Raw genomic sequence first — 23,220 nt, 5'->3', positions numbered from 1 at the left:
AAATTAGATTATGCAAAATGATATTGAACGTGTTCTTTTTTCGAGAGAAGAGTTAGCAACAAAAACTGCTGAATTAGGCAAGATTTTAACCGAAGAATATCGTGGGAAAAATCCTTTAGTAATCGGTGTTTTAAAAGGAGCAACCTTCTTTATGTCTGACATCGTAAAAGAAATTGATACTTATTTAGAAATGGACTTTATGGATGTTTCTAGTTATGGTAATGAAACAGTTTCTTCAGGCGAAGTGAAGATTATTAAGGATTTAGATACAAACGTAGCTGGGCGTGACCTCCTAATTGTTGAAGATATTATCGACAGTGGCAGAACGTTGGCTTATTTGGTAGATTTATTCAAATATCGTCAAGCTAAATCAGTTAAAATTGTAACGCTACTGGATAAACCAGAAGGACGTGCAGTTGACATGGATGCAGATTATGTAGGTTTCCTAGTACCCAATGAATTTGTTGTAGGATATGGTTTAGACTACGCAGAAAGATATCGTAACTTACCGTATATCGGTATTTTAAAACCTGAAATTTATCAAGATAAATAAATGGTCAATGAAGGTCAAATATGTTATGATTATTGGGAATTAAAATAAGTTAGTAAATAAAAAATAACCATACAGTGAGATAGCTCATTTGTAGAAGGAGGGCGAATATGAAGAAGAACGGACTCTTTAAAAACGGCATCTTCTATGCGATTGTTTTCTTAGGGATTATTGGGATTGTATCTTGGGCAGGAAGTGGCTCATCAAGCTCACAAAGTAGCGAAATTCCAGCAAGTGAATTTGTTAAACAATTAAAAGAAGATGAAATCAAAGAATTCAGTATCCAACCAAGTGGTGGAGTATACAAAATCACTGGGGAATATCGTAAAGCACAAAAAGTGAAGGACAGTTCTGCTGGAACAGGATTTAGTTTATTTGGTTCCAACAAAAATGCTGAAACTAAAAACTTTACAACAGCAGTTTTAGCTAACGATTCAACAGTTAGCCAAATTACTGAAGCAGCACAAAGCAATAAAATTACTATGACACCTCTGGAAGAAGCAACAATGGGCTTCTGGTTAAGTCTATTAATTTCATTTGCCCCAATTCTAGTTTTAGTTTTATTATTCTATCTAATGATGGGTCAAAGTCAAGGTGGACAAGGCGGCGGTGGTCGTGGAGTCATGAACTTTGGTAAATCAAAAGCTAAAGAAGCAGATAATAAAGCCAATAAAGTTCGTTTCTCTGATGTAGCAGGTGCTGAGGAAGAAAAACAAGAACTAGTTGAAGTGGTTGAATTCTTAAAAGATCCAAGACGCTTTATCGCTTTAGGAGCTAGAATTCCAGCAGGAGTACTTCTTGAAGGACCTCCCGGAACTGGTAAAACATTATTAGCAAAAGCCGTAGCTGGTGAAGCTGGCGTACCATTCTATTCTATCTCAGGTTCAGATTTCGTAGAGATGTTTGTTGGGGTCGGTGCAAGCCGTGTACGTGATTTATTTGAGACTGCGAAGAAAAATGCACCAGCGATTATCTTTATCGATGAAATCGATGCAGTGGGTCGTCAACGTGGCGCAGGTATGGGTGGCGGACACGACGAACGTGAACAAACACTGAACCAATTGCTTGTTGAGATGGATGGATTTAGCGGAAATGAAGGCGTGATTATCATTGCTGCAACAAACCGTTCAGACGTATTAGATCCAGCCTTACTTCGTCCAGGTCGTTTTGACCGTCAAATCTTAGTGGGTCGTCCAGATGTTAAAGGTCGTGAAGCGATTCTTAAAGTTCATGCACGCAACAAACCTTTAGCAGCAGATGTTGATTTAAAAGTTGTAGCACAACAAACACCAGGCTTTGCCGGTGCTGATTTAGAAAATGTCTTAAACGAAGCGGCATTAGTAGCAGCTCGTCGTAATAAAACAAAAATTGATGCACTAGATGTTGATGAAGCTCAAGACCGAGTTATTGCAGGTCCGGCTAAACGAGATCGTGCAATTAGTAAAAAAGAACGTGAAATGGTAGCATACCATGAAGCCGGACATACAATTGTTGGGATGGTTCTAAGTGATGCACGCGTTGTACACAAAGTAACAATCGTACCTCGTGGCCGTGCTGGTGGATATGCAATCATGCTTCCTAAAGAAGATCGTTTCTTAATGACTAAAACAGAAATGTTTGAACAAATCGTTGGGCTTTTAGGTGGACGGACAGCAGAAGAAATGATCTTCGATGTTCAATCAACTGGAGCAAGTAATGACTTTGAACAAGCAACTGGTTTAGCTCGTAGTATGGTGACTGAATATGGAATGAGCGATGCATTAGGCCCAGTTCAATATGAAGGAAATCACCAAGTCTTTGTTGGTCGTGATTATGGACAAACAAAAGCTTACTCTGAGCAAGTCGCTTATGAAATCGATAAAGAAGTACGCAAGATCTTAACAGATGCTCATAAAGAAGCTCGTCGTATCCTAGAAGAACATAAAGCAGAACATCAATTAATTGCTGAAAAACTTCTAGAATTAGAAACATTAGACGAGAAAACAATTAAGAGCTTGTTTGAAACAGGTGAAATGCCTGTGAAAACAGTGACTGAAGATTATCCTCGTGAAGACGGTGGCGCAAGCTTTGAAGAAGCAAAAAAAGCGTTAGAAGCTAAAGAAGCTGAAAAATTAAAAGAGGAAGAAGCCGAAGTGAAAGCTAAAAAAATTGCCGAAACAGAAGCTGAACTTCAAGAAAAAACAAAAGCTGAAGAAGCAAGTGAAGAAATCAAAGAAGAAAAAGCTGAAGACGACAAATCTGAATAATCAAGCTTACTCTTCTACTTGCTACAAATAAGAATGAACTAAACAGATACAAGAAGAGGGATACAACACTTGCTGTTGTATCCCTTCCTTCTTTAATATGAAACTAAAAAAGAGGTGCGAAAAATGTCAGATTATTTATTGAAAAGCGTTTGTTACGATGGACAAATTAGAGCTTATGCAGTTTGTGCAACAGAAACTGTTAGCGAAGCTCAAAAAAGACATGATACATGGAGTGCGGCTTCCGCAGCTCTAGGTCGAACAATGGTTGGCGCTTTATTATTAGGTGCAACTATGAAGGGTGACGACAAGATGACCGTCAAAGTCGATGGAGATGGTCCTGTAGGTCATATCATCGTTGACAGTAACGCCAAAGGTGAGACAAAAGGGTATATTGCAAATCCTAAAGTTCAATTGCCTTTAAATGCTGTTGGTAAAATCGATGTGCGTGGCGCTGTTGGAACACAAGGCTCATTAACCGTTACAAAAGACATTGGAATGAAAGAAGCTTTTTCAGGACAAGTTCCTCTAGTAAGTGGTGAACTAGGAGAAGACTTCACGTACTATATGGCGAATTCAGAGCAAGTACCATCAGCGATTGGTCTTAGTGTTCTAGTTGACACAGATGACTCAATTAAAGCAGCAGGTGGCTTTATGATTCAAGTTATGCCAGGAGCAACTGATGAAACTTTAGATGCAATTGAAAAAAATATTGCTGAAATTCCATTAGTTTCAAGATTAATGGAGCAAGGAGAACAACCAGAAGAAATTCTATATCGTTTATTAGGTGGCGAAGAGAATGTGAAGATTCTTGAAAAAATGCCAATTAGTTTTAAATGTGATTGTTCAAAAGAACGCTTTGCTGATGCGATTATCACACTTGGAGCAACTGAAATCCAAGCAATGATTGATGAAGATCATGGTGCTGAAGCAAACTGTCATTTCTGTGGCAATAGCTATCATTATAGTGAAGTTGATTTAGCAGAGTTAAAGATTGTGGCAGAAGCTTAAACTAAAGGAAGAAGTCAGGTGGAAATCTGGCTTTTTTTATTTACTAAAAGCTCATAAGTATAATGCTTTTACTTGACAAAAGTAAGTAAGATTCCTAAAATTAAAAGCAAAGCTACTCTATTTAAATTTAACCAATCAATGCAAATAAATAGCCATAATTCAACTAAAATTTGAGGAGGAAAAAGAATGGTAAAAATCGTATCGTCAGTCACAGAGTTAATTGGAGAAACACCAATTGTGAAACTAAATCGTGTTGTTCCAGAAGGTGCAGCAGATGTATATGTGAAATTAGAGTTTTTCAATGCAGGTAGCAGTGTAAAAGATCGGATTGCCTTAAATATGATTGAAGTTGCTGAAGAAGAAGGCATATTAAAACCAGGTGGAACCATTGTAGAAGCGACTAGTGGAAATACTGGTATTGGCTTGGCAATGGTAGCTGCTGCAAAAAATTATCCAGCAATTTTTGTGATGCCTGAAACTATGAGCATAGAACGACGTAAGATTTTAAGAGCCTATGGAGCAACTGTGATTTTAACTCCGGGTAAAGACGGGATGAAAGGAGCCATTGCAAAAGCTAACGAACTAGCAAGTCAGGATGGTTTCTTTATGCCAAGACAATTTGATAATTTGGCAAATCCAGCAGTTCATGAAGCAACGACCGGTCCAGAAATTTTAGAAGCGTTTGATGGAAAAGGTCCTGATGCATTTGTTTCTGGTGTTGGAACAGGTGGAACCTTGACAGGTGTGGGTCATGTTCTTAAAGCGGCAAATCCAGAAATCTTAGTTTATGCATTAGAACCAGCTGAATCACCAGTTTTAGCAGGTGGTTCGCCAAGTCCTCATAAAATCCAAGGAATTGGGGCAGGTTTTGTACCAGCAGTCTTAGATACTAAAGTTTATGATGGTATTATAGAAGTAACAAGTGACGATGCGATTGAAACTGCTCGTGAAGTAGCCGCAAAAGAAGGGATTCTAGTAGGGATTTCATCTGGTGCAGCGATCAAAGGCGCAATTGAAGTTGCCAAAAAATTAGGTAAAGGGAAAAAAGTTTTAGCAGTTGTGCCTGATAATGGCGAACGTTATCTATCAACAGCACTTTATCCAACAGTTGAAGGTGAATAAGAATCAAAACTTATAGCCTGGGGCCAAACTAAAAATCCGTTTTGTTTCATGCTATAAGCTTCTATAAAGGTTGAGATAAAAGCAATCCCTTTGTAAACAGGGGTAAATGCTTTTTTCTTAACCTATTTTTATTTGCAGAAATACTAAGTCTTTACAAACGATTCGTTATTCTTTAACTATAGAATAAAATCAAAACAAGAATGTTTTACACCGTTGTGAATTGTGCTATTATATATCATATTGAACCAAATGATAAACCAATAAAAAAATCTCTGCTTAAGAATAAGTAGTAGTCATAAGATATCATATAGAAACGAGGAACAAGACATGTGGAAAATTGGAGATGTTGAGATTGATAACCAAGTAGTTGTTGCGCCCATGGCTGGAATTAGTAATGCAGCCTTTCGTGTAACAGTTAAAGAATTTGGTGCGGGGCTGGTTGTCTGCGAGATGATTAGTGACAAAGGTATCCAACAAAGAAATAAGAAGACGTTAGACATGCTTCATATAGAAGAAACTGAATATCCCTTAAGTGTACAAATCTTTGGTGGGGATAAAGCAACCTTAGTTGAAGCCGCTAAATTTGTCGAAGCAAATACTCAAGCAGCAATTATCGATATTAATATGGGGTGTCCAGTTAGCAAAGTTATCAAAGCGGAAGCAGGTGCTAAATGGTTGCTAGATCCAAATAAAGTCTATGAAATGGTTGCAGCAGTGGCAGATGCAGTTAAAATTCCAGTAACTGTTAAAATGCGTATTGGTTGGGACTTAGATCATGTCTTCGCAGTTGAAAATGCTTTAGCAGCTGAACGTGCTGGAGCTGGAGCCGTTGCGATGCACGGTAGAACAAGAGTACAAATGTACGAAGGCGAGGCTGATTGGTCTGTTTTGCGTGAAGTCAAACAAGCTTTAACTATTCCGTTTATGGGAAATGGGGATGTCCGTACTCCGATGGATGCTAAACGAATGCTTGATGAAGTTGGAGCCGATGGAGTAATGATTGGTCGTGCAGCATTAGGAAATCCTTGGATGATTTATCAAACAAAACACTATTTAGAAACAGGAATCTTACTTCCAGAACCATCAGCTAGAGAAAAAATTCAAACAGCCAAACTTCATTTAGAACGTTTAGTTGATTTAAAAGGTGAAATGTTAGCAACAAGAGAGTTTCGTCAACATGCTGCTTACTACTTAAAAGGAATTTCTCGTGCTGCTAAAACTAAAGTAGCTGTAAATCAAGCAACACGCCCAGAAGAAATGGCGCAAATTTTAGATGACTTCGTGGATGCAACAGAAGAACGTGAAATGAAACTAGCAAAATAATTAGAAAGTGAGGATGTAATGGCGAAATCCGTTAAAATTCCTTGCTTTTTTTTGATTATATTGGCATTATTAAGAGTGATGAAAGAAAAATTAAACTCATTGAGAAAAATACTGAATTAAAGCAATTATTAAGGCAATCATTTAACGAAAGTTAGAATTCAGAGATTATAATCAAGTAGAAATGGAGCGGTAGAAATGAGTAACGAAACAAATCAACAAGAAGAATTAAACGATCAATTACAGGTTCGTCGTGAAAAATTAGACCATTTACATGAAAAAGGCATTGATCCATTTGGTCAACGTTTTGAAAGAACGCATTTGTCTAACGAATTACATGCAGCCTACGATGAATTCACAAAAGAAGAATTGTTAGAGAAGAAAGAAACAGCAACGGTTGCTGGTCGTATGATGACAAAACGTGGCAAAGGTAAAGTAGGATTTGCTCATTTACAAGATCGTAAAGGTCAAATCCAAATCTATGTTCGTAAAGATACTGTTGGAGAAGAAGATTATGAAATTTTTAAAAATGCCGATCTAGGTGACTTCATCGGAGTAACTGGCGATGTCATGAAAACTGATACTGGTGAAGTAACAATTAAACCAACTTCATTAACTCAACTTTCAAAAGCATTACGTCCATTGCCTGATAAATACCACGGCTTAACAAATATTGAACAACGTTACCGTCAACGTTATTTAGATTTAATTAGTAACAAAGAAAGCTTTGATCGTTTTACAAAACGTAGTCAAATCATCAAAGAAATCCGTAACTATTTAAATGAACAAGACTATTTAGAAGTAGAAACACCAACCCTACACAATATTGCTGGTGGAGCAGCGGCTCGTCCGTTTATTACACACCATAATGCTTTAGATATGGATTTATACTTGCGTATTGCACTAGAATTACATTTGAAACGTCTAATTGTAGGTGGAATGGAGAAAGTTTACGAATTAGGTCGTGTTTTCCGTAATGAAGGAGTAGATACTACTCACAATCCAGAATTTACAATGCTAGAAGTGTATACAGCCTATACAGACTATGAAGATGTTATGGATTTAACAGAAGGTATTATCCAAACAGCTGCTAATCGTGTATTAGGAACTGGCAAAATCACATATGGTGGAGTGGCAGTTGATTTAGACACTCAATGGAAACGTCAGCACATGTTGGATGCTATTAAAGAATACTCAGGAGTAAATTTTTGGCCAGTCATGTCTGATGAAGACGCACGTGCACTTGCTAAAGAACACAATGTTCCAATTACTGAGCATATGCAATATGGACATGTTGTAAATGAATTCTTTGAAGTTTTCGTAGAAGAAAAACTAATTCAACCAACCTTTATTTTTGGTCACCCCGTGGAAATTTCTCCATTAGCGAAGAAAAATCCTGAAGATGGACGTTTTACGGATCGATTTGAACTATTTATAGTAGGAAACGAATATGCGAATGCCTTTACCGAATTAAATGACCCAATTGATCAAAGACAACGCTTTGAAGCACAAATGAAAGAACGTGCTGATGGAAATGATGAAGCACATCAATTAGATGAAGATTTCTTAGAAGCTTTAGAATACGGTATGCCGCCAACAGGTGGTTTAGGAATTGGAGTAGATCGTTTAGTTATGTTGTTAACTGATGCTGCTGCTATCCGTGATGTTCTATTATTTCCAACAATGCGTAATCATTAACCAAATTTTAACTAGTTAATTCAGTATTTTTTCTGATTTAGCTAGTTTTTTATTTATCATTTAACTAAAATGAATATACAAAATAAAATGCATAAATATAAAAACAGACGAAAATGAAATCCGAAGAGTTTTCGTTCGTTTTTAGAAGCTGAAAGCGTAGTAGAAGAAACAATTGAAAGTTAATATTCAGGTAAATAAATTAAATTAATTTATTTACCAAAAAGTGTTGACGAATCTTGCTATAGCTGTTATATTTATACATGTCCTCAAGACGTCACAACGTTTTGAAGAAAAAGAAATTTAAAAAAGTTGTTGACAACGAATTGACCATGTGTTAATATTTAGAAGTTGTCAAAACAACAAACGAAACAAATTAGACCTTTGAAAACTGAACAAAGTAAGACGAACCAAATGTGTAGGGAGCTTCAACAAGGTTGAAGCGAACAAACAAAAAAGTGAATAAATATTCGCTAGCAAGTCAAAAAATGAGCATAAGACTTCGGTCTTAATCATACTTTTATATGAGAGTTTGATCCTGGCTCAGGACGAACGCTGGCGGCGTGCCTAATACATGCAAGTCGAACGCACGAAGTTGGAAAGCTTGCTTTCTAACCAAGTGAGTGGCGGACGGGTGAGTAACACGTGGGTAACCTGCCCATAAGAGGGGGATAACATTCGGAAACGGATGCTAATACCGCATAGTTTCAGGAATCGCATGATTTTTGAAGGAAAGGTGGCTTCGGCTACCACTTATGGATGGACCCGCGGCGTATTAGCTAGTTGGTGAGGTAATGGCTCACCAAGGCAATGATACGTAGCCGACCTGAGAGGGTGATCGGCCACACTGGGACTGAGACACGGCCCAGACTCCTACGGGAGGCAGCAGTAGGGAATCTTCCGCAATGGACGAAAGTCTGACGGAGCAACGCCGCGTGAGTGAAGAAGGTTTTCGGATCGTAAAACTCTGTTGTTAAAGAAGAATAAGGATGAGAGTAACTGCTCATCCCCTGACGGTATTTAACCAGAAAGCCACGGCTAACTACGTGCCAGCAGCCGCGGTAATACGTAGGTGGCAAGCGTTGTCCGGATTTATTGGGCGTAAAGCGAGCGCAGGCGGTTCTTTAAGTCTGATGTGAAAGCCCCCGGCTCAACCGGGGAGGGTCATTGGAAACTGGAGAACTTGAGTGCAGAAGAGGAGAGTGGAATTCCACGTGTAGCGGTGAAATGCGTAGATATGTGGAGGAACACCAGTGGCGAAGGCGACTCTCTGGTCTGTAACTGACGCTGAGGCTCGAAAGCGTGGGGAGCAAACAGGATTAGATACCCTGGTAGTCCACGCCGTAAACGATGAGTGCTAAGTGTTGGAGGGTTTCCGCCCTTCAGTGCTGCAGCTAACGCATTAAGCACTCCGCCTGGGGAGTACGACCGCAAGGTTGAAACTCAAAGGAATTGACGGGGACCCGCACAAGCGGTGGAGCATGTGGTTTAATTCGAAGCAACGCGAAGAACCTTACCAGGTCTTGACATCCTTTGACCATTCTGGAGACAGAACTTTCCCTTCGGGGACAAAGTGACAGGTGGTGCATGGTTGTCGTCAGCTCGTGTCGTGAGATGTTGGGTTAAGTCCCGCAACGAGCGCAACCCTTATTGTTAGTTGCCAGCATTCAGTTGGGCACTCTAGCAAGACTGCCGGTGACAAACCGGAGGAAGGTGGGGATGACGTCAAATCATCATGCCCCTTATGACCTGGGCTACACACGTGCTACAATGGATGGTACAACGAGTCGCAAGGTCGCGAGGCCAAGCTAATCTCTTAAAGCCATTCTCAGTTCGGATTGTAGGCTGCAACTCGCCTACATGAAGCCGGAATCGCTAGTAATCGCGGATCAGAACGCCGCGGTGAATACGTTCCCGGGTCTTGTACACACCGCCCGTCACACCACGAGAGTTTGTAACACCCGAAGCCGGTGAGGTAACCTTTTAGGAGCCAGCCGTCTAAGGTGGGATAGATAATTGGGGTGAAGTCGTAACAAGGTAGCCGTATCGGAAGGTGCGGCTGGATCACCTCCTTTCTAAGGAATTAACGGAACCCAACACATTCGTCTTTATTTTGTTCAGTTTTGAGAGGTCTAACTTCTCAAGATAGAAACTTGTTCTTTGAAAACTGGATACTGTATTAAAAAAGTAAGTTAAGTAAGAAACCGAGAAACACCGCGTTTTAAATGAGTTTTTTAATTAGTTCTTATCGTAAGATAATGAATAAACATTAACTAACAGGATTGTTTTAGCAATAAAACCTTCCACACAAACTATTTGTGCAGGAATGCAACAGAATTCTAGGATTGAACTGCAATGAGCCTCGAAGCGTACTAACGTACGTAAGAAGTGAATGAAAGAACAAGACGATGAAGACTGAAGCAGTACCAACAAATAAGGTTAAGTTAATAAGGGCGCACGGTGGATGCCTTGGCACTAAGAGCCGATGAAGGACGGGACTAACTCCGATATGCTTTGGGGAGCTGTAAGTAAGCTTTGATCCAAAGATTTCCGAATGGGGGAACCCAGCATTTTTTATAGAATGTTACTGCTAGCTGAATACATAGGCTAGTAGAGGTAGACGCAGAGAACTGAAACATCTAAGTACCTGCAGGAAGAGAAAGAAAATTCGATTCCCTGAGTAGCGGCGAGCGAAACGGGAAGAGCCCAAACCAACAAGCTTGCTTGTTGGGGTTGTAGGACACGACATTAAGAGTCATAAATGAGTTTTGTAGAAGAAATGACCTGGAAAGGTCTGCCGAAGAGGGTAAAAGCCCCGTATTTGAAACAAAGTTCACTCTGTTGTGTATCCTGAGTACGGCGGAACACGAGAAATTCCGTCGGAATCCGCGGGGACCATCCCGCAAGGCTAAATACTCCTTAGTGACCGATAGTGAACCAGTACCGTGAGGGAAAGGTGAAAAGAACCCCGGAAGGGGAGTGAAAGAGTACCTGAAACCGTGTGCTTACAAATAGTTAGAGCCCGTTAATGGGTGATAGCGTGCCTTTTGTAGAATGAACCGGCGAGTTACGATTACATGCGAGGTTAAGTTGAGAAGACGGAGCCGTAGCGAAAGCGAGTCTGAATAGGGCGAATGAGTATGTGGTCGTAGACCCGAAACCAAGTGACCTACCCATGTCCAGGTTGAAGGTGCGGTAATACGCACTGGAGGACCGAACCCACGTATGTTGAAAAATGCGGGGATGAGGTGTGGGTAGCGGAGAAATTCCAATCGAACTTGGAGATAGCTGGTTCTCTCCGAAATAGCTTTAGGGCTAGCCTCGGAATTAAGAATCATGGAGGTAGAGCCACTGTTTGGACTAGGGGCCCTTCTAGGGTTACCGAATTCAGATAAACTCCGAATGCCATTGATTTATATCCGGGAGTCAGACTGCGAGTGATAAGATCCGTAGTCGAAAGGGAAACAGCCCAGACCACCAGCTAAGGTCCCAAAGTTACTATTAAGTGGAAAAGGATGTGGGGTTGCTTAGACAACTAGGATGTTGGCTCAGAAGCAGCCATCATTTAAAGAGTGCGTAATAGCTCACTAGTCGAGTGACCCTGCGCCGAAAATTTACCGGGGCTAAATAGTACACCGAAGCTGTGGATAGAACCATTGGTTCTATGGTAGGAGAGCGTTCTAAGGGCGTCGAAGCTAGACCGTGAGGACTGGTGGAGCGCTTAGAAGTGAGAATGCCGGTATGAGTAGCGAAAGACGGGTGAGAATCCCGTCCACCGTATGACTAAGGTTTCCTGGGGAAGGCTCGTCCTCCCAGGGTTAGTCGGGACCTAAGCCGAGGCCGATAGGCGTAGGCGATGGACAACAGGTTGATATTCCTGTACCAGTTTCTTTTGTTTGAACAATGGAGGGACGCAGTAGGCTAAGAAAAGCGCGCTGATGGATATGCGCGTCTAAGCAACAAGTCTTGACGTGAGTTAAATGCTTGCGACTATAAGGACAAGTTGTGATGGGGAGGGAAATTTAAGTACCGAAGTTTCTGATGTCACACTGCCAAGAAAAGCTTCTAGTTAGAAAGAAATTGCCCGTACCGCAAACCGACACAGGTAGTCGAGGAGAGTATCCTAAGGTGTGCGAGAGAACTCTCGTTAAGGAACTCGGCAAAATGACCCCGTAACTTCGGGAGAAGGGGTGCTGACCAATTGGTCAGCCGCAGTGAATAGGCCCAGGCGACTGTTTATCAAAAACACAGGTCTCTGCAAAATCGTAAGATGACGTATAGGGGCTGACGCCTGCCCGGTGCTGGAAGGTTAAGAGGATGGGTTAGCTTCGGCGAAGCTCAGAATTGAAGCCCCAGTAAACGGCGGCCGTAACTATAACGGTCCTAAGGTAGCGAAATTCCTTGTCGGGTAAGTTCCGACCCGCACGAAAGGCGTAACGATCTGGGCACTGTCTCAACGAGAGACTCGGTGAAATTATAGTACCTGTGAAGATGCAGGTTACCCGCGACAGGACGGAAAGACCCCATGGAGCTTTACTGCAGTTTGATATTGAGTGTTTGTACAGCTTGTACAGGATAGGTAGGAGCCATAGAAATCAGGACGCCAGTTTTGATGGAGGCATTGGTGGGATACTACCCTTGCTGTATGACCACTCTAACCCTCGCCACTGATCGTGGCGGGAGACAGTGTCAGACGGGCAGTTTGACTGGGGCGGTCGCCTCCTAAAGAGTAACGGAGGCGCCCAAAGGTTCCCTCAGAATGGTTGGAAATCATTCGTAGAGTGTAAAGGCAGAAGGGAGCTTGACTGCGAGACCTACAAGTCGAGCAGGGACGAAAGTCGGGCTTAGTGATCCGGTGGTTCCGCATGGAAGGGCCATCGCTCAACGGATAAAAGCTACCCTGGGGATAACAGGCTTATCTCCCCCAAGAGTCCACATCGACGGGGAGGTTTGGCACCTCGATGTCGGCTCATCGCATCCTGGGGCTGTAGTCGGTCCCAAGGGTTGGGCTGTTCGCCCATTAAAGCGGTACGCGAGCTGGGTTCAGAACGTCGTGAGACAGTTCGGTCCCTATCCGTCGCGGGCGCAGGAAATTTGAGAGGAGCTGTCCTTAGTACGAGAGGACCGGGATGGACACACCGCTGGTGTACCAGTTGTTCCGCCAGGAGCATCGCTGGGTAGCTATGTGTGGAAGGGATAAACGCTGAAAGCATCTAAGCGTGAAGCCCCCCTCGAGATGAGATTTCCCATTGCTTCGGCAAGTAAGACCCCTGAGAGATGATCAGGTAGATAGGTTGGAAGTGGAAGTACAGCGATGTATGGAGCGGACCAATACTAATCGGTCGAGGACTTAACCAAGAAAGAAACGGTGAAGAAGGCAACAGAACAACTTACTTTAATACAGTACCAGTTTTGAGAGAACAATTTCTTTCAATTAAATAATGAATCAGCAAAGCATTTTTTCAACAAATTGCAAGTGAATCGAGGATGTAATTGAGCGAGCATCGGAATGTACTAATGTACATGAGAAGCAAAGTGAAAGAAACAGCCGAAGAGTCGCAACGTAAGTTGGCGAAAAAAAAGTGTGGTGGCGATAGCGAGAAGGATACACCTGTTCCCATGCCGAACACAGCAGTTAAGCTTTTCAGCGCCGAGAGTAGTTGGGGGTTTCCCCCTGTGAGGGTAGGACGTTGCCACGCGAGATTGATTCAAGTAAAAGAAGAACTATTGAAAAATAGTTCTTCTTTTTTTTGTATAAAATAGTTCTTTTTATCTTTAAGAGTATATACAAATAATACAAATAGGTATATTTGTAATGTTTTTATCAATATTGTATAGACAAAAGCAAGTTTATCCTGTAAACTATTTTTAGTAAACGTTTCCAAAAAATAGGAGGATGAATGAACAGATGAAAAAAAGAATGAAGATGTATTTATTTGTTGGATTGGCGGTAGGCGTAGTAATTTTAGGTGGATGTAGTAGCTCGGCTAAAGAGAAAGGAAATGGAAAAAATGCAGATGCAGATTTTCATATTATTCGTCGAGGATTTCAAGATGTTCGTCCAGCAGCTAACGAGTTATGGATGTGGCAAGAGCGTGAAAAGGATTCTGGAGTTAAGGTTAATTTTGAAGAAATTACAGATGCAGCAATTAGTGAAAAGAAAAATGTATTATTGGCATCGAAAGATCAACCAGATGCTTATTATGGTATGAATTTTTCAAATTCAGAAATAGCAAAATATGGTTCTCAAGGTTTATTTATTCCTTTAGAAGAGTTAATTGCTAAAAATGCACCAAATATTCAAAAAATATTTGATGACTATCCTGAAATTAAAGCTTCTTTGACTCAACCGGATGGACATATATATTCATTACCATATCTAAATTTAGAAGATAATACAAAGAAGCTTTATTTTAATAAAGTTTGGTTAGATAAGTTAGGGACAAAGGTACCAACTAATTTAGATGAATTTTATACTGTATTAAAAAGATTTAAAACAGAAGATCCCAATGGTAATGGCATCGCTGATGAACAAGGTTGGTACAATGATACTACGAATAGCTTTGGCAATACATTGGAACGTCAGATTATGGGCGCATATGGTTTAATCAATGGAGGAGATTTTTCTACAAGTGCTTTATTTTATTTAAAAGAAAAAGAATTGAAATTAACGGTGACAGACTCTAGGTATAAGGAAGTTTTAAAATATGAAAAGAAATTGTATGATGATGGCTTAATTAATCAACAAACTTTCGGAAATGTGACGAAGGAAAAATGGTTAGCCGATGGTTCTAATGGTGTTATTGGCGCTTACACAGAAGCGGGACCTGCTCAATTTGGCAATTATCAGCAAGACTATGTTGGTATTACAGCCTTGGAAGGTCCAAATGGGGATCGTTTAGCAGTTGCTTATCCACCAGTAGCTAGCCCATCAGCAATGATGCTTACAAAGGCCAATAAAAATCCAGCTAAATTACTAAAATGGATTGATTATATGTACAGCGATGAAGGAATTATCTTAGGAAGTCTGGGAAAAGAAGGCGTTACCTATGAAGAAAAGGCTGGTAAAAAAGTATACAAAGATGACATTCTAAATTATAAGGATGGTGTACAATTAGGTGCATTTCAATGGGTTGACAATGTGTATGGTGGTGGTTACCCGTATGTTGAACCTTCCTATGAGGTGAATGCTAATGCTAAGAACCAAACAATTGATGAGGCTTGGCAGTGGGCAGATGATGCGTCGCATTCTCATGATTTTATACCAGAGCTAATTGGTGATTTGCCGACAACAGACGAGGAAGCGAATAAAGTAACACCAATTTTAAACGATATGGGCAAATATATTACTCAAATGCGCGTTAACTTTATTACTGGAAAAACGGATATTGATTCAGAGTGGGATACGTACGTGAATCAATTAGAAAAATTAGGGAGTAAAGAGTATTTGAAAATTAAACAAGAGCAATATAATCGCTATCGGACAGCAATGGAAAAATAAATGAATGATTGTGATGCACGATTCTAATCATCGTGCATCACAACTTTTGAAAAAGGGGATAGCCAAGATGCAAGAATCTTTTCATATGAAGAATAGTAAAAAAGCTAGAAGACAACATTTTTCGCAGCATAAATGGCTTTATATTATGTTAGTACCACCAGTTGTTTATTTTCTGATTTGGTGTTATGGACCTATGTACGGAGTAATTATTGCTTTTAAAAATTATTCACCAGCAATTGGTATTTTTAATAGTCCTTGGGTGGGGATGGAGAATTTTCAACGATTTTTCGATTCTTATTTTTTCGGAGAAATTATTGGGAATACATTAAGATTGAGTATCTATAGTTTGTTGGTAGGGATTCCGTTTCCTATTATATTAGCATTGATGTTTAATGAACTAAAGAATCGTTATTTTAAATCTACCGTTCAAACGATTTCTTATATTCCAAATTTTATCTCAGTCGTTGTCGTTATTGGGATGGTTTTATTTTTCACCTCGCCAGTCGATGGTGTTTTCAACACGATTTTAGCATTTTTTGGTCAGAAGCCAATTGATTTTATGGGGTCCACTAAAATTTTTCCACATATTTATGTGTGGTCGGGAATTTGGCAAAGTGTTGGTTGGGGAACTTTGATTTATACGGCAGCAATGTCTGGGATTTCACAAGATCAGTATGAAGCAGCCCATCTAGATGGCGCTAGTAAGTTGCAAGCAATTCGACATATTACAATTCCGGCGATTATGCCAACGATTGTAATTAATACAATTTTAGCTACTGGAGGAATTTTAGGAGTTGGATTTGAAAAGATTTTATTAATGCAAAATGATATGAATTTGCCAGTATCTGAAGTTATTTCAACCTATGTGTACAAAGCTGGGGTAATTGGAGCAGATTTTAGTTTTTCAACTGCCATTGGTTTATTTAATAATATTATCAATTTTTCTGTGTTGGTTTTAGTTAATTATTTTGCTAAAAGAGTGGGGGAAACAAGTTTATGGTGAAAAAGTCAAAAATGCAAGAACCTACTAGTGAGAAAATTTTTAATTTAATTAACATCTTCTTATTGATTATCGTGACATTGATTTTGCTATATCCTCTATGGTTTGTTGTTAGTGCTTCTTTTAGTAATCCTAGGAAGATTTTTGAAACACCTTTATTATTATGGCCGAGAGGTTGGAATTTAGATGGTTATAAAATGATTTTTGAAAATAAAGAAATCTGGATAGGAATGAAAAATTCAATTATTTATACCGTGTTGGGAACTATTTTGAATTTAGTCATGACTACGATGGCGGCCTATCCACTTTCACGTAAGGAATTAAAAGGCAGAGGAAAAATAACCTTTTTCTTTACGTTTACAATGTTCTTTTCAGGGGGATTAATTCCAACTTATTTATTAAATCAATCCTTGGGAATTGTGGATACGATTTGGGTCATGATTATACCTGGTGCGATTAGTGTCTATAATTTAATTATTATGAGAACCTATTTCCAGCAAAATATTCCAACAGAACTTGAGGAAAGTGCGTTTTTAGACGGGGCAACGGACTTGCAATTGGTATTAAAAATTGTTCTGCCATTGTCGACTCCAATTATTGCTGTCATGACGATGTTTTATGGTTTAGGTAGATGGAATAGTTATTTTGATGCAATGATTTATCTATCAGACCGCTCCATGTTTCCACTCCAATTGATTTTACGGGAAATTTTAATTCAGAGCCAAACGTTGGCAAATAACAATCAATTGATTACCAGCAATACCATGGATCAAATTAGCCAATCAAAAGAAGCAATTAAATATGCTGTAATTGTGATTGCTAGTTTGCCAATTTTTGTTATTTATCCAATTACGGCTAAATATTTTGAAAAAGGAATCATGATGGGTTCTGTGAAGGGGTAAAAAATGACAACAAAATTATATCAATTCTCATGTTTTTATTTGAATTTAATCGCGCTGAATTTTTTGTGGTTAATAGGTTGTTTGTTAGGTGGAATTCTGTTTGGAATCGCGCCTGCTAGTGTGAGTTTATTTTCTATCTATAAAGAACAGGATTTATCATTATTTCAATCCCCGTTAGTTTTGTCAAAAGCATTCTTTCAAAATTATTATCGTGAATTTAAGCAGGCTAATCTGCTAAGTGGAATGATTAGTTTATTAGGATTATTTTTATGGTTTGATTATCAATTAGTTATCACTCAAAGGGACATTTTTTCATTAGTTATAAAGTATTTGCTAATTGTTGTGATTTATTTTTCAGTGATCGCATTATTGATGTTCATTCCCATTTATTTACATTTTGATTTACCTAAAGTTCGTTATTTCTTACAAACGTATATCTTTGTCTTAACTAGTCCGATTGAGCTGTTCTTGTTAACGTTAATGCTAGGCGGGATGTATGTCACCGTTATGTATGTGCCACTCTGGATTTTGCCGATATATATATCTGGACAAGTAGTACTCATTAGTAAAATTATGGATCGTAGATTTCTCCAACTTCAAATATTTACTAAAAATGGACAATAAAAAATCCTTTCTAATTACTTTAACAGTAAACAGAAAAGATTGATTATCCCTTATTTTTCTTTAAATGGAGTCGTTGTATCGCCTATGACTAAGTCAGGTTCAACTAAGAAGTTTGTTTTAGAATCGGGTTCAGCAAGTACTTCTTTTAATAAATCCACACTTTTTTGAGCTAGCTCAGCTTCATTTTGCTTAATATGGGTAAAGCGTAAAGTCGGCTCTAAATAGAGAAGTGGAGAGTCAAAGCAGACAATTGAAAAGTCATTAGGAACATTGTATCCCAATTCGGTTAAGCAAACATATAAGAAGGTAGCTGGATAATATTCTGTTACAAAAAAGGCTGAAGTTGTTGGATTTTCTTTCAAAAATTTTTCAAGTTGTGGCTTGAATTCAGTCACATGAATAGCTACTTCGGTAGGATTGCGATAATCTACTTTAGGAATCAGTAATGTACCTGAGTAGCAATTAATTGTTTGATCTTGATTCGTTAGATGAAACTGTGCAGTCAGTAAACGATCACGAATAGATGTATCGTGGGAAGACTTTCTAGAAGCAATCGCAATTTTTTTATGATTGAGTTCTAGTAAATGATCCAAGGCAAGTTTAGTAGCTAACGGATTGTCAGTTGTAACGGAATTTGATTTTGTATCCTGAATGTAACGATCTAAGAGGATTACTGGAAAATCAGCAATTACCAGTTTAATGATCTCATTGCTAATAAATTCACCTGGAGCAGGCCAAATAAGTAAGCCATCTAAAGGCAATTGCATACTATCGTGAATCGCCTTTGCTTCTAAAAATTGATTGTCTTCTGTTCCAGTATAAATCAAATGCATATTTTCTTTTTGCAAGGCCCGACTAATTTCATAAATTAATTGTGTGCCAAAACAAGGAGAAGTAGCTGGAAGAATAACTCCAATCACTTTTTCATTATCTTTTGCAAATTGGTTCTTCAATCGTTCCTCTTCAGCAGTATCTAAAACAAAGGTGCCTCTACCAGGAATACGTTCAATAAGATTTGCTTGAACTAAAGTGTCGAGACTTTTCCGTGCAGTTACTCGGCTAACACTAAAGGTTTCAGTTAATTCACTCTCAGTTGGCAACTGATCGCCAGGTTTATAGATGCCTTGTTCAATTTTTTCTTGTAATTCTTGACTCATACGCAGATAAATAGGTTTTTTTGGTTCCATAAAGATACCTCCAATAACTAATTAATTTCTAATTTATTATAACAAATAAGACAAATACAATGCAAACGGTTTTCACCCATTATTTATTTAAGAGAGAAGGAATAGAAATGTATAAAAAGTTAACAGCGAGACGTACTCGAAACTATTCATGTAATCCATTTATTCAAAGTATTTTTACAGCTGATCCATCAGCGCATGTTTGGCCAGATGGTCGGTTATATGTTTATCCATCAAGAGATATGGATCCGCCACAAGGATGCGATAAAATGGATTACTATCATGTTTTTTCAACAGAAGATATGGTGAATTGGCGTGATGAAGGTGAGATTTTAAATTCTAGTGAGGTTAGTTGGGGACGTGACTCTGGTGGTTTTATGTGGGCGCCCGATTGTGCTTACAAAAATGGCAAATATTATTTTTATTTCCCTCATCCAAGTGAAGAAGATTGGAATGCATCATGGAAAATTGGGATTGCAGTTAGTGATAGTCCGATAGAAAATTTTAAAGATGCAGGTTATATAGAAGGTTTAGGTGGATTTGCTATGATTGATCCAGCAGTATTTGTTGATGATGACGGACGTGCGTATCTCTATTATGGTGGTGGTGGTCATTGCGAAGGTGGCGAGTTAAGTGACGACATGCTTTCACTTAAGACAAAAATGCATGAGATGAGAGGGTTAGTTGATTTTCATGAAGCTGCTTGGGTATTTAAAAGAAATGGATTATATTACCTAACTTATTCAGATAATCATCATGGCAACAACCATTTACGTTATGCGATTAGTGAAAATCCTTTAGGACCTTGGGAGCATAAAGGAATTTATTTAGCTCCAACAAATTGCGAAACAAGCCATGGCTCAGTTGTGGAGTACAAAGGTAATTGGTATGCGTTTTACCATTCAGATGACTTATCTAATGCAGGCATTTTAAGATCAATCTGTTGGGATCCAATTGAATTTAATGAAGATGGGACTATGAATTTAGTAGTGCAAACACGAAATGGACGTAGTGGTTTACCAGTAACAGGTGAAAAGGTAGAAAAGCCATTAGTCATCTACCCAGCAAATGAAGCAAAGAATCTAATTGAAGCAAAACTTATTTTGGAAGAGGCTGCATTCAATCAGGAATGTTTACAAAACTTTATTTCGACTAAGTCGACGGTTACTTTTGAAAATATCGAGGGGTTTGAAGGAGGCAATGTGAATCTAGGCATTTATTATGGGACGCCAGAAAAATTAGCTAAATTAAATTTAGTGATTAACGGAGAATGGACGACATTAATTAATCTTGTGTTTACTGGTTCACTGCAAACTTTTGATGGATATGCGAATGTCACTGTAAAATTAAAACCAGGTAAGGTTAATAGTATTGAATTGACAGGTGGAAATGGGGAGCTAAGCTTAGAGGCTATTTCAGTAGAAAATTATCAAACTAATTAATATGAAAAAGAACGAATAAGTTTTTTGCTTATTCGTTCTTTTATGCAATTAAAGCCAGAACTAATGCAACTGAGTTTACAAGTGCTGTTAGTAAAGGCCCAATAGTTTTAAATAAGCTGATTTTCATTCCGATTAAACTGTCACTAATTTGAATTCCAATCATTAATGAAGAAACGATAATTAAATAAACTATTGATGGAAAAATCACTAGCCCTAAAGCGATTAATAAAATAGAAAAACTTCTAGACAAGGCGTAGAATGCATTAATTAACGCAGTTTCGTTTTGTTCTTTGATACCTAGGCAAGCGCGAACTGAAAAGCCAAAGCTAACTACAGCACTCATAATTGTTACAATCAAACAAATAGAATAAAACATAAGTACATTCACTCCTTTTTAGTGGTGAAATCAAGTATAACATAATCAAATTTAAAACAACTGAAAAGACTGGTGATAGAAGAGAAGAATAAAAAGTCAAAATTTGTCAAAGAGACAACTTTAATAAAAGTAAATTATGGTATACTAAGTAAGTAACGATTGTTTTTAAAGATTAGAGGGATTTTTAAGAGATGGATTATTGGAGGAAGAAAGATATGATGAAATGGAAAGCATTAAAATTAGTTGGCTTGTTTTTTTTCTTTTTTTTATTGGCAAGCTGTGGTGCACCCCAAAAAGAAATTCGTGATAGTAATAAAGACTTTACTTATGATAAACTTTATCCAGTTACCGAAAGTGTTGCAACAAGTGATTACGGTATTCAAGTAACAGGCTATAAAATTGTAAAAGATACTGAAGATTTACCTGCTATTATTGTCTATTATGATTTTAACAATAAAACAGATGATGACGATGTAATGCCTTATGATATTTATATGGATGCCTACCAAGAAAGTAATATTCAAGATGGCGATGATACTTTGTACGAAGCAGATTTATCTGGAAAAGCATATGATGAGAATGAAACTCTATTCGATAATGCTTTTGAGGTCGTTGAATCAGGAGGCAGTATCAAAGCTGCAACAACATTTAAACTACGTAATAATAAACATAATGTTGAACTTGAATACTATGATAGTGATGAAGAGTATGGCGGAACAATTGAACTTAATATTGAAAAAGAAATTACGGGAGATTCTAATCGACTATAAAAGTAAGAAAAGTACTTTTCCTTTTTTGTGAAAAGTACTTTTTAATTTGGTATGAATTGAGTCAAAGAAAGGAGGAACTAATAGATGTTAGACGGACTTGTCAGTATTATTTTGGTGAGTATGATTAGTTTGATTGTGAGGGTTGTTTGGCAAATTATCCAAACTAAAAACGAATTAAGTACCATAAAAAGAAAAAAGATAAAACTTAAAAGAGCTGCTAGACTTCATCAAATGACTTCAAAGGAAAAAGAAAATTCAAGAAAAAAGAGAATAATTTGGAACAGAAAACAAAATCAATTAATCAAGAAATTAGCTTGGCTTCAATTAACAGTTTACATATTAGGAATAGCAGTAGTGGTTATTAGCTTGGCTTTCTTTGCTAATAGACTACAAGCAAAAACACCTGAAAAAATTTCTTCAGCTAAAATAATAACAATCCTAGATACAGTAGAAAGTCCACTGAAGGCAGTAGCAGAGCCTACTAAGGAGGCTGATACAGAAGTGGCACAAGTCCTACATCCTTTCAATAAAACCGTAGAATTTCCAACAACCTTCTTAGATTTAGCTACAATGACTTTTTTTGCAGCTAAGCTAGAAGTGACAGTCTTAACAACGACTCGCGGAGCAGATTGTTGGGATTTGCTAGTAGCAGAGAATCAATTTAATAAACCTCCTCCATCAGGAAAGGAATATATAATGAATCGTGTTCGGATAAAAGTCCTAGATTCTAAAGAACCTCATCCAACCATTAAATTATCCAGCTTTGATTTCAGCTATATTTCAACAAGTGGGCAGAAATATGAGCGATGCATCTTGATTGCTCCCGATACATTGCCAAATGAAATTGCAGCAAATACAGATGTTGAAGGAAATATTTATAGTTTAATTGATCAAGGAGATCAGCCACATATTTCTGTTCAAGATAAAGAATTTATGAGTATTCAATAAAACAAGTTGAACTGAATTATTTTAATTTTATGATTAAGAATAGCATTAACTCAACCATCAAAAAGAACCTGGAAAAGTCAAGTCAAAAAGTTACAAAATTAAAGGCGAATAGGTTGCTTTTGTGATTGCTAATCAGCTATAATTAATTTTCAGTAGTTAATTATCTGCACCTATATATAGTGCTTTTTTTTATTTTTCTCATAATCGAGTCTATATGTTGTGTTTGTTCGGATGATGACTTATAATGAATCTTGTCACCAAATTAAAAATGTATTTAAACAAATGGAGGAAGTTAAAATGAGTAAAATCCACTTATATAGTAAACCAAATTGTCCACAATGTGATATGACTAAGTTCTTATTAAAGAACGAAGAGATAGAATTTCATGAAAAGAATATTATGGAAGATGAGACACATTTAAATTACTTAAAAGATTTAGGGTTTATGAGTGTCCCTGTGGTAATGGTGGATGGTATTGAGCCAATTGTTGGCTTCCAACCAGAACGTTTGAAAGAGCTGAAAGCAATTTAAC

16 protein-coding genes and 3 rRNA genes are annotated in these 23,220 nt (G+C 38.1%); 17 read left to right on the top strand and 2 right to left on the bottom strand.

The window, feature by feature from the left end; genetic code table 11:
• Positions 1-7 precede the first annotated feature (7 nt).
• The 13 genes from hpt to BR43_RS08085 all read left to right on the top strand — a co-directional run bounded on the left by hpt (position 8) and on the right by BR43_RS08085 (position 17,968).
• The gene (gene hpt / locus BR43_RS08145) at positions 8-553 is read left to right on the top strand and encodes a hypoxanthine phosphoribosyltransferase (RefSeq protein ID WP_157463976.1); all 546 of its coding nucleotides are present in this window, start codon (positions 8-10) and stop codon (positions 551-553) included.
• Between the two features lie 107 nt (positions 554-660).
• Complete coding sequence (gene ftsH / locus BR43_RS08140) at positions 661-2,796, top strand: ATP-dependent zinc metalloprotease FtsH (RefSeq protein ID WP_034560972.1); 2,136 nt, start codon at positions 661-663, stop codon at positions 2,794-2,796.
• A gap of 123 nt (positions 2,797-2,919) precedes the next feature.
• On the top strand, positions 2,920-3,804 hold the full coding sequence (gene hslO / locus BR43_RS08135; protein WP_034560970.1) for an Hsp33 family molecular chaperone HslO: 885 nt from the start codon (positions 2,920-2,922) through the stop codon (positions 3,802-3,804).
• 186 nt (positions 3,805-3,990) lie between these two features.
• On the top strand, positions 3,991-4,926 hold the full coding sequence (gene cysK, locus BR43_RS08130) for a cysteine synthase A (protein WP_034560968.1): 936 nt from the start codon (positions 3,991-3,993) through the stop codon (positions 4,924-4,926).
• A 327-nt stretch (positions 4,927-5,253) separates the two neighbouring features.
• Entirely contained in the window at positions 5,254-6,249 is a 996-nt protein-coding gene (gene dusB / locus BR43_RS08125) for a tRNA dihydrouridine synthase DusB (protein WP_034560965.1), read from the top strand.
• A gap of 195 nt (positions 6,250-6,444) precedes the next feature.
• Positions 6,445-7,944 carry a lysine--tRNA ligase gene (gene lysS / locus BR43_RS08120; RefSeq protein WP_034560963.1) on the top strand — a complete coding sequence of 500 codons (1,500 nt, stop codon included), beginning with the start codon at positions 6,445-6,447 and terminating at the stop codon, positions 7,942-7,944.
• A 517-nt stretch (positions 7,945-8,461) separates the two neighbouring features.
• Positions 8,462-10,016, top strand: a 16S ribosomal RNA gene (locus BR43_RS08115).
• Between the two features lie 362 nt (positions 10,017-10,378).
• Positions 10,379-13,299: ribosomal RNA gene (locus BR43_RS08110) — 23S ribosomal RNA — on the top strand.
• 225 nt (positions 13,300-13,524) lie between these two features.
• A 5S ribosomal RNA gene (gene rrf, locus BR43_RS08105) occupies positions 13,525-13,640 on the top strand.
• Together the 16S, 23S and 5S rRNA genes form the textbook arrangement of a ribosomal RNA operon.
• Positions 13,641-13,849: 209 nt before the next feature.
• Entirely contained in the window at positions 13,850-15,442 is a 1,593-nt protein-coding gene (locus tag BR43_RS08100) for a type 2 periplasmic-binding domain-containing protein (RefSeq protein ID WP_034560960.1), read from the top strand.
• A gap of 67 nt (positions 15,443-15,509) precedes the next feature.
• On the top strand, positions 15,510-16,445 hold the full coding sequence (locus BR43_RS08095) for an ABC transporter permease (protein ID WP_034560958.1): 936 nt from the start codon (positions 15,510-15,512) through the stop codon (positions 16,443-16,445).
• Complete coding sequence (locus BR43_RS08090; RefSeq protein ID WP_211252918.1) at positions 16,439-17,344, top strand: carbohydrate ABC transporter permease; 906 nt, start codon at positions 16,439-16,441, stop codon at positions 17,342-17,344. The genes BR43_RS08095 and BR43_RS08090 overlap by 7 nt, the downstream gene beginning before the upstream one ends.
• Positions 17,345-17,347: 3 nt before the next feature.
• On the top strand, positions 17,348-17,968 hold the full coding sequence (locus tag BR43_RS08085; RefSeq protein WP_034560955.1) for a YesL family protein: 621 nt from the start codon (positions 17,348-17,350) through the stop codon (positions 17,966-17,968).
• Positions 17,969-18,018: 50 nt separating this feature from the next.
• Here BR43_RS08085 and BR43_RS08080 read toward each other — a convergent pair whose 3' ends face one another.
• Positions 18,019-19,155 (bottom strand): GntR family transcriptional regulator, encoded by a 1,137-nt coding sequence (locus BR43_RS08080; protein ID WP_034560953.1) that lies wholly within the window; start codon positions 19,153-19,155, stop codon positions 18,019-18,021.
• A 107-nt stretch (positions 19,156-19,262) separates the two neighbouring features.
• Here BR43_RS08080 and BR43_RS19070 point away from each other — a divergent pair, with 107 nt between their 5' ends.
• Positions 19,263-20,594, top strand: coding sequence for a family 43 glycosylhydrolase (locus tag BR43_RS19070; protein WP_051933871.1), 1,332 nt, complete (start codon positions 19,263-19,265; stop codon positions 20,592-20,594).
• Between the two features lie 40 nt (positions 20,595-20,634).
• On the opposite strand, the gene BR43_RS08070 is transcribed toward BR43_RS19070, so the two are convergent.
• Entirely contained in the window at positions 20,635-20,970 is a 336-nt protein-coding gene (locus BR43_RS08070) for a hypothetical protein (protein ID WP_034560950.1), read from the bottom strand.
• A gap of 215 nt (positions 20,971-21,185) precedes the next feature.
• On the opposite strand from BR43_RS08070, the gene BR43_RS08065 reads away from it, so the two are divergent.
• The 3 genes from BR43_RS08065 (at position 21,186) to BR43_RS08055 (ending at position 23,219) form a co-directional block, all read left to right on the top strand.
• Positions 21,186-21,740, top strand: a complete 555-nt coding sequence (locus BR43_RS08065; protein ID WP_034560947.1) for a DUF5067 domain-containing protein — start codon at positions 21,186-21,188, stop codon at positions 21,738-21,740.
• An 84-nt stretch (positions 21,741-21,824) separates the two neighbouring features.
• On the top strand, positions 21,825-22,688 hold the full coding sequence (locus BR43_RS08060; protein WP_034560945.1) for a hypothetical protein: 864 nt from the start codon (positions 21,825-21,827) through the stop codon (positions 22,686-22,688).
• A 297-nt stretch (positions 22,689-22,985) separates the two neighbouring features.
• Positions 22,986-23,219 carry a glutaredoxin domain-containing protein gene (locus tag BR43_RS08055; RefSeq protein ID WP_034560943.1) on the top strand — a complete coding sequence of 78 codons (234 nt, stop codon included), beginning with the start codon at positions 22,986-22,988 and terminating at the stop codon, positions 23,217-23,219.
• Position 23,220: the final 1 nt, after the last annotated feature.

Origin of the sequence: Carnobacterium gallinarum DSM 4847 (genome assembly GCF_000744375.1) — a bacterium.
Lineage (GTDB): Bacteria > Bacillota > Bacilli > Lactobacillales > Carnobacteriaceae > Carnobacterium > Carnobacterium gallinarum.
Note: the sequence above shows the minus strand (reverse complement) of the source record. Positions and strands in the feature narration are given on the sequence as shown.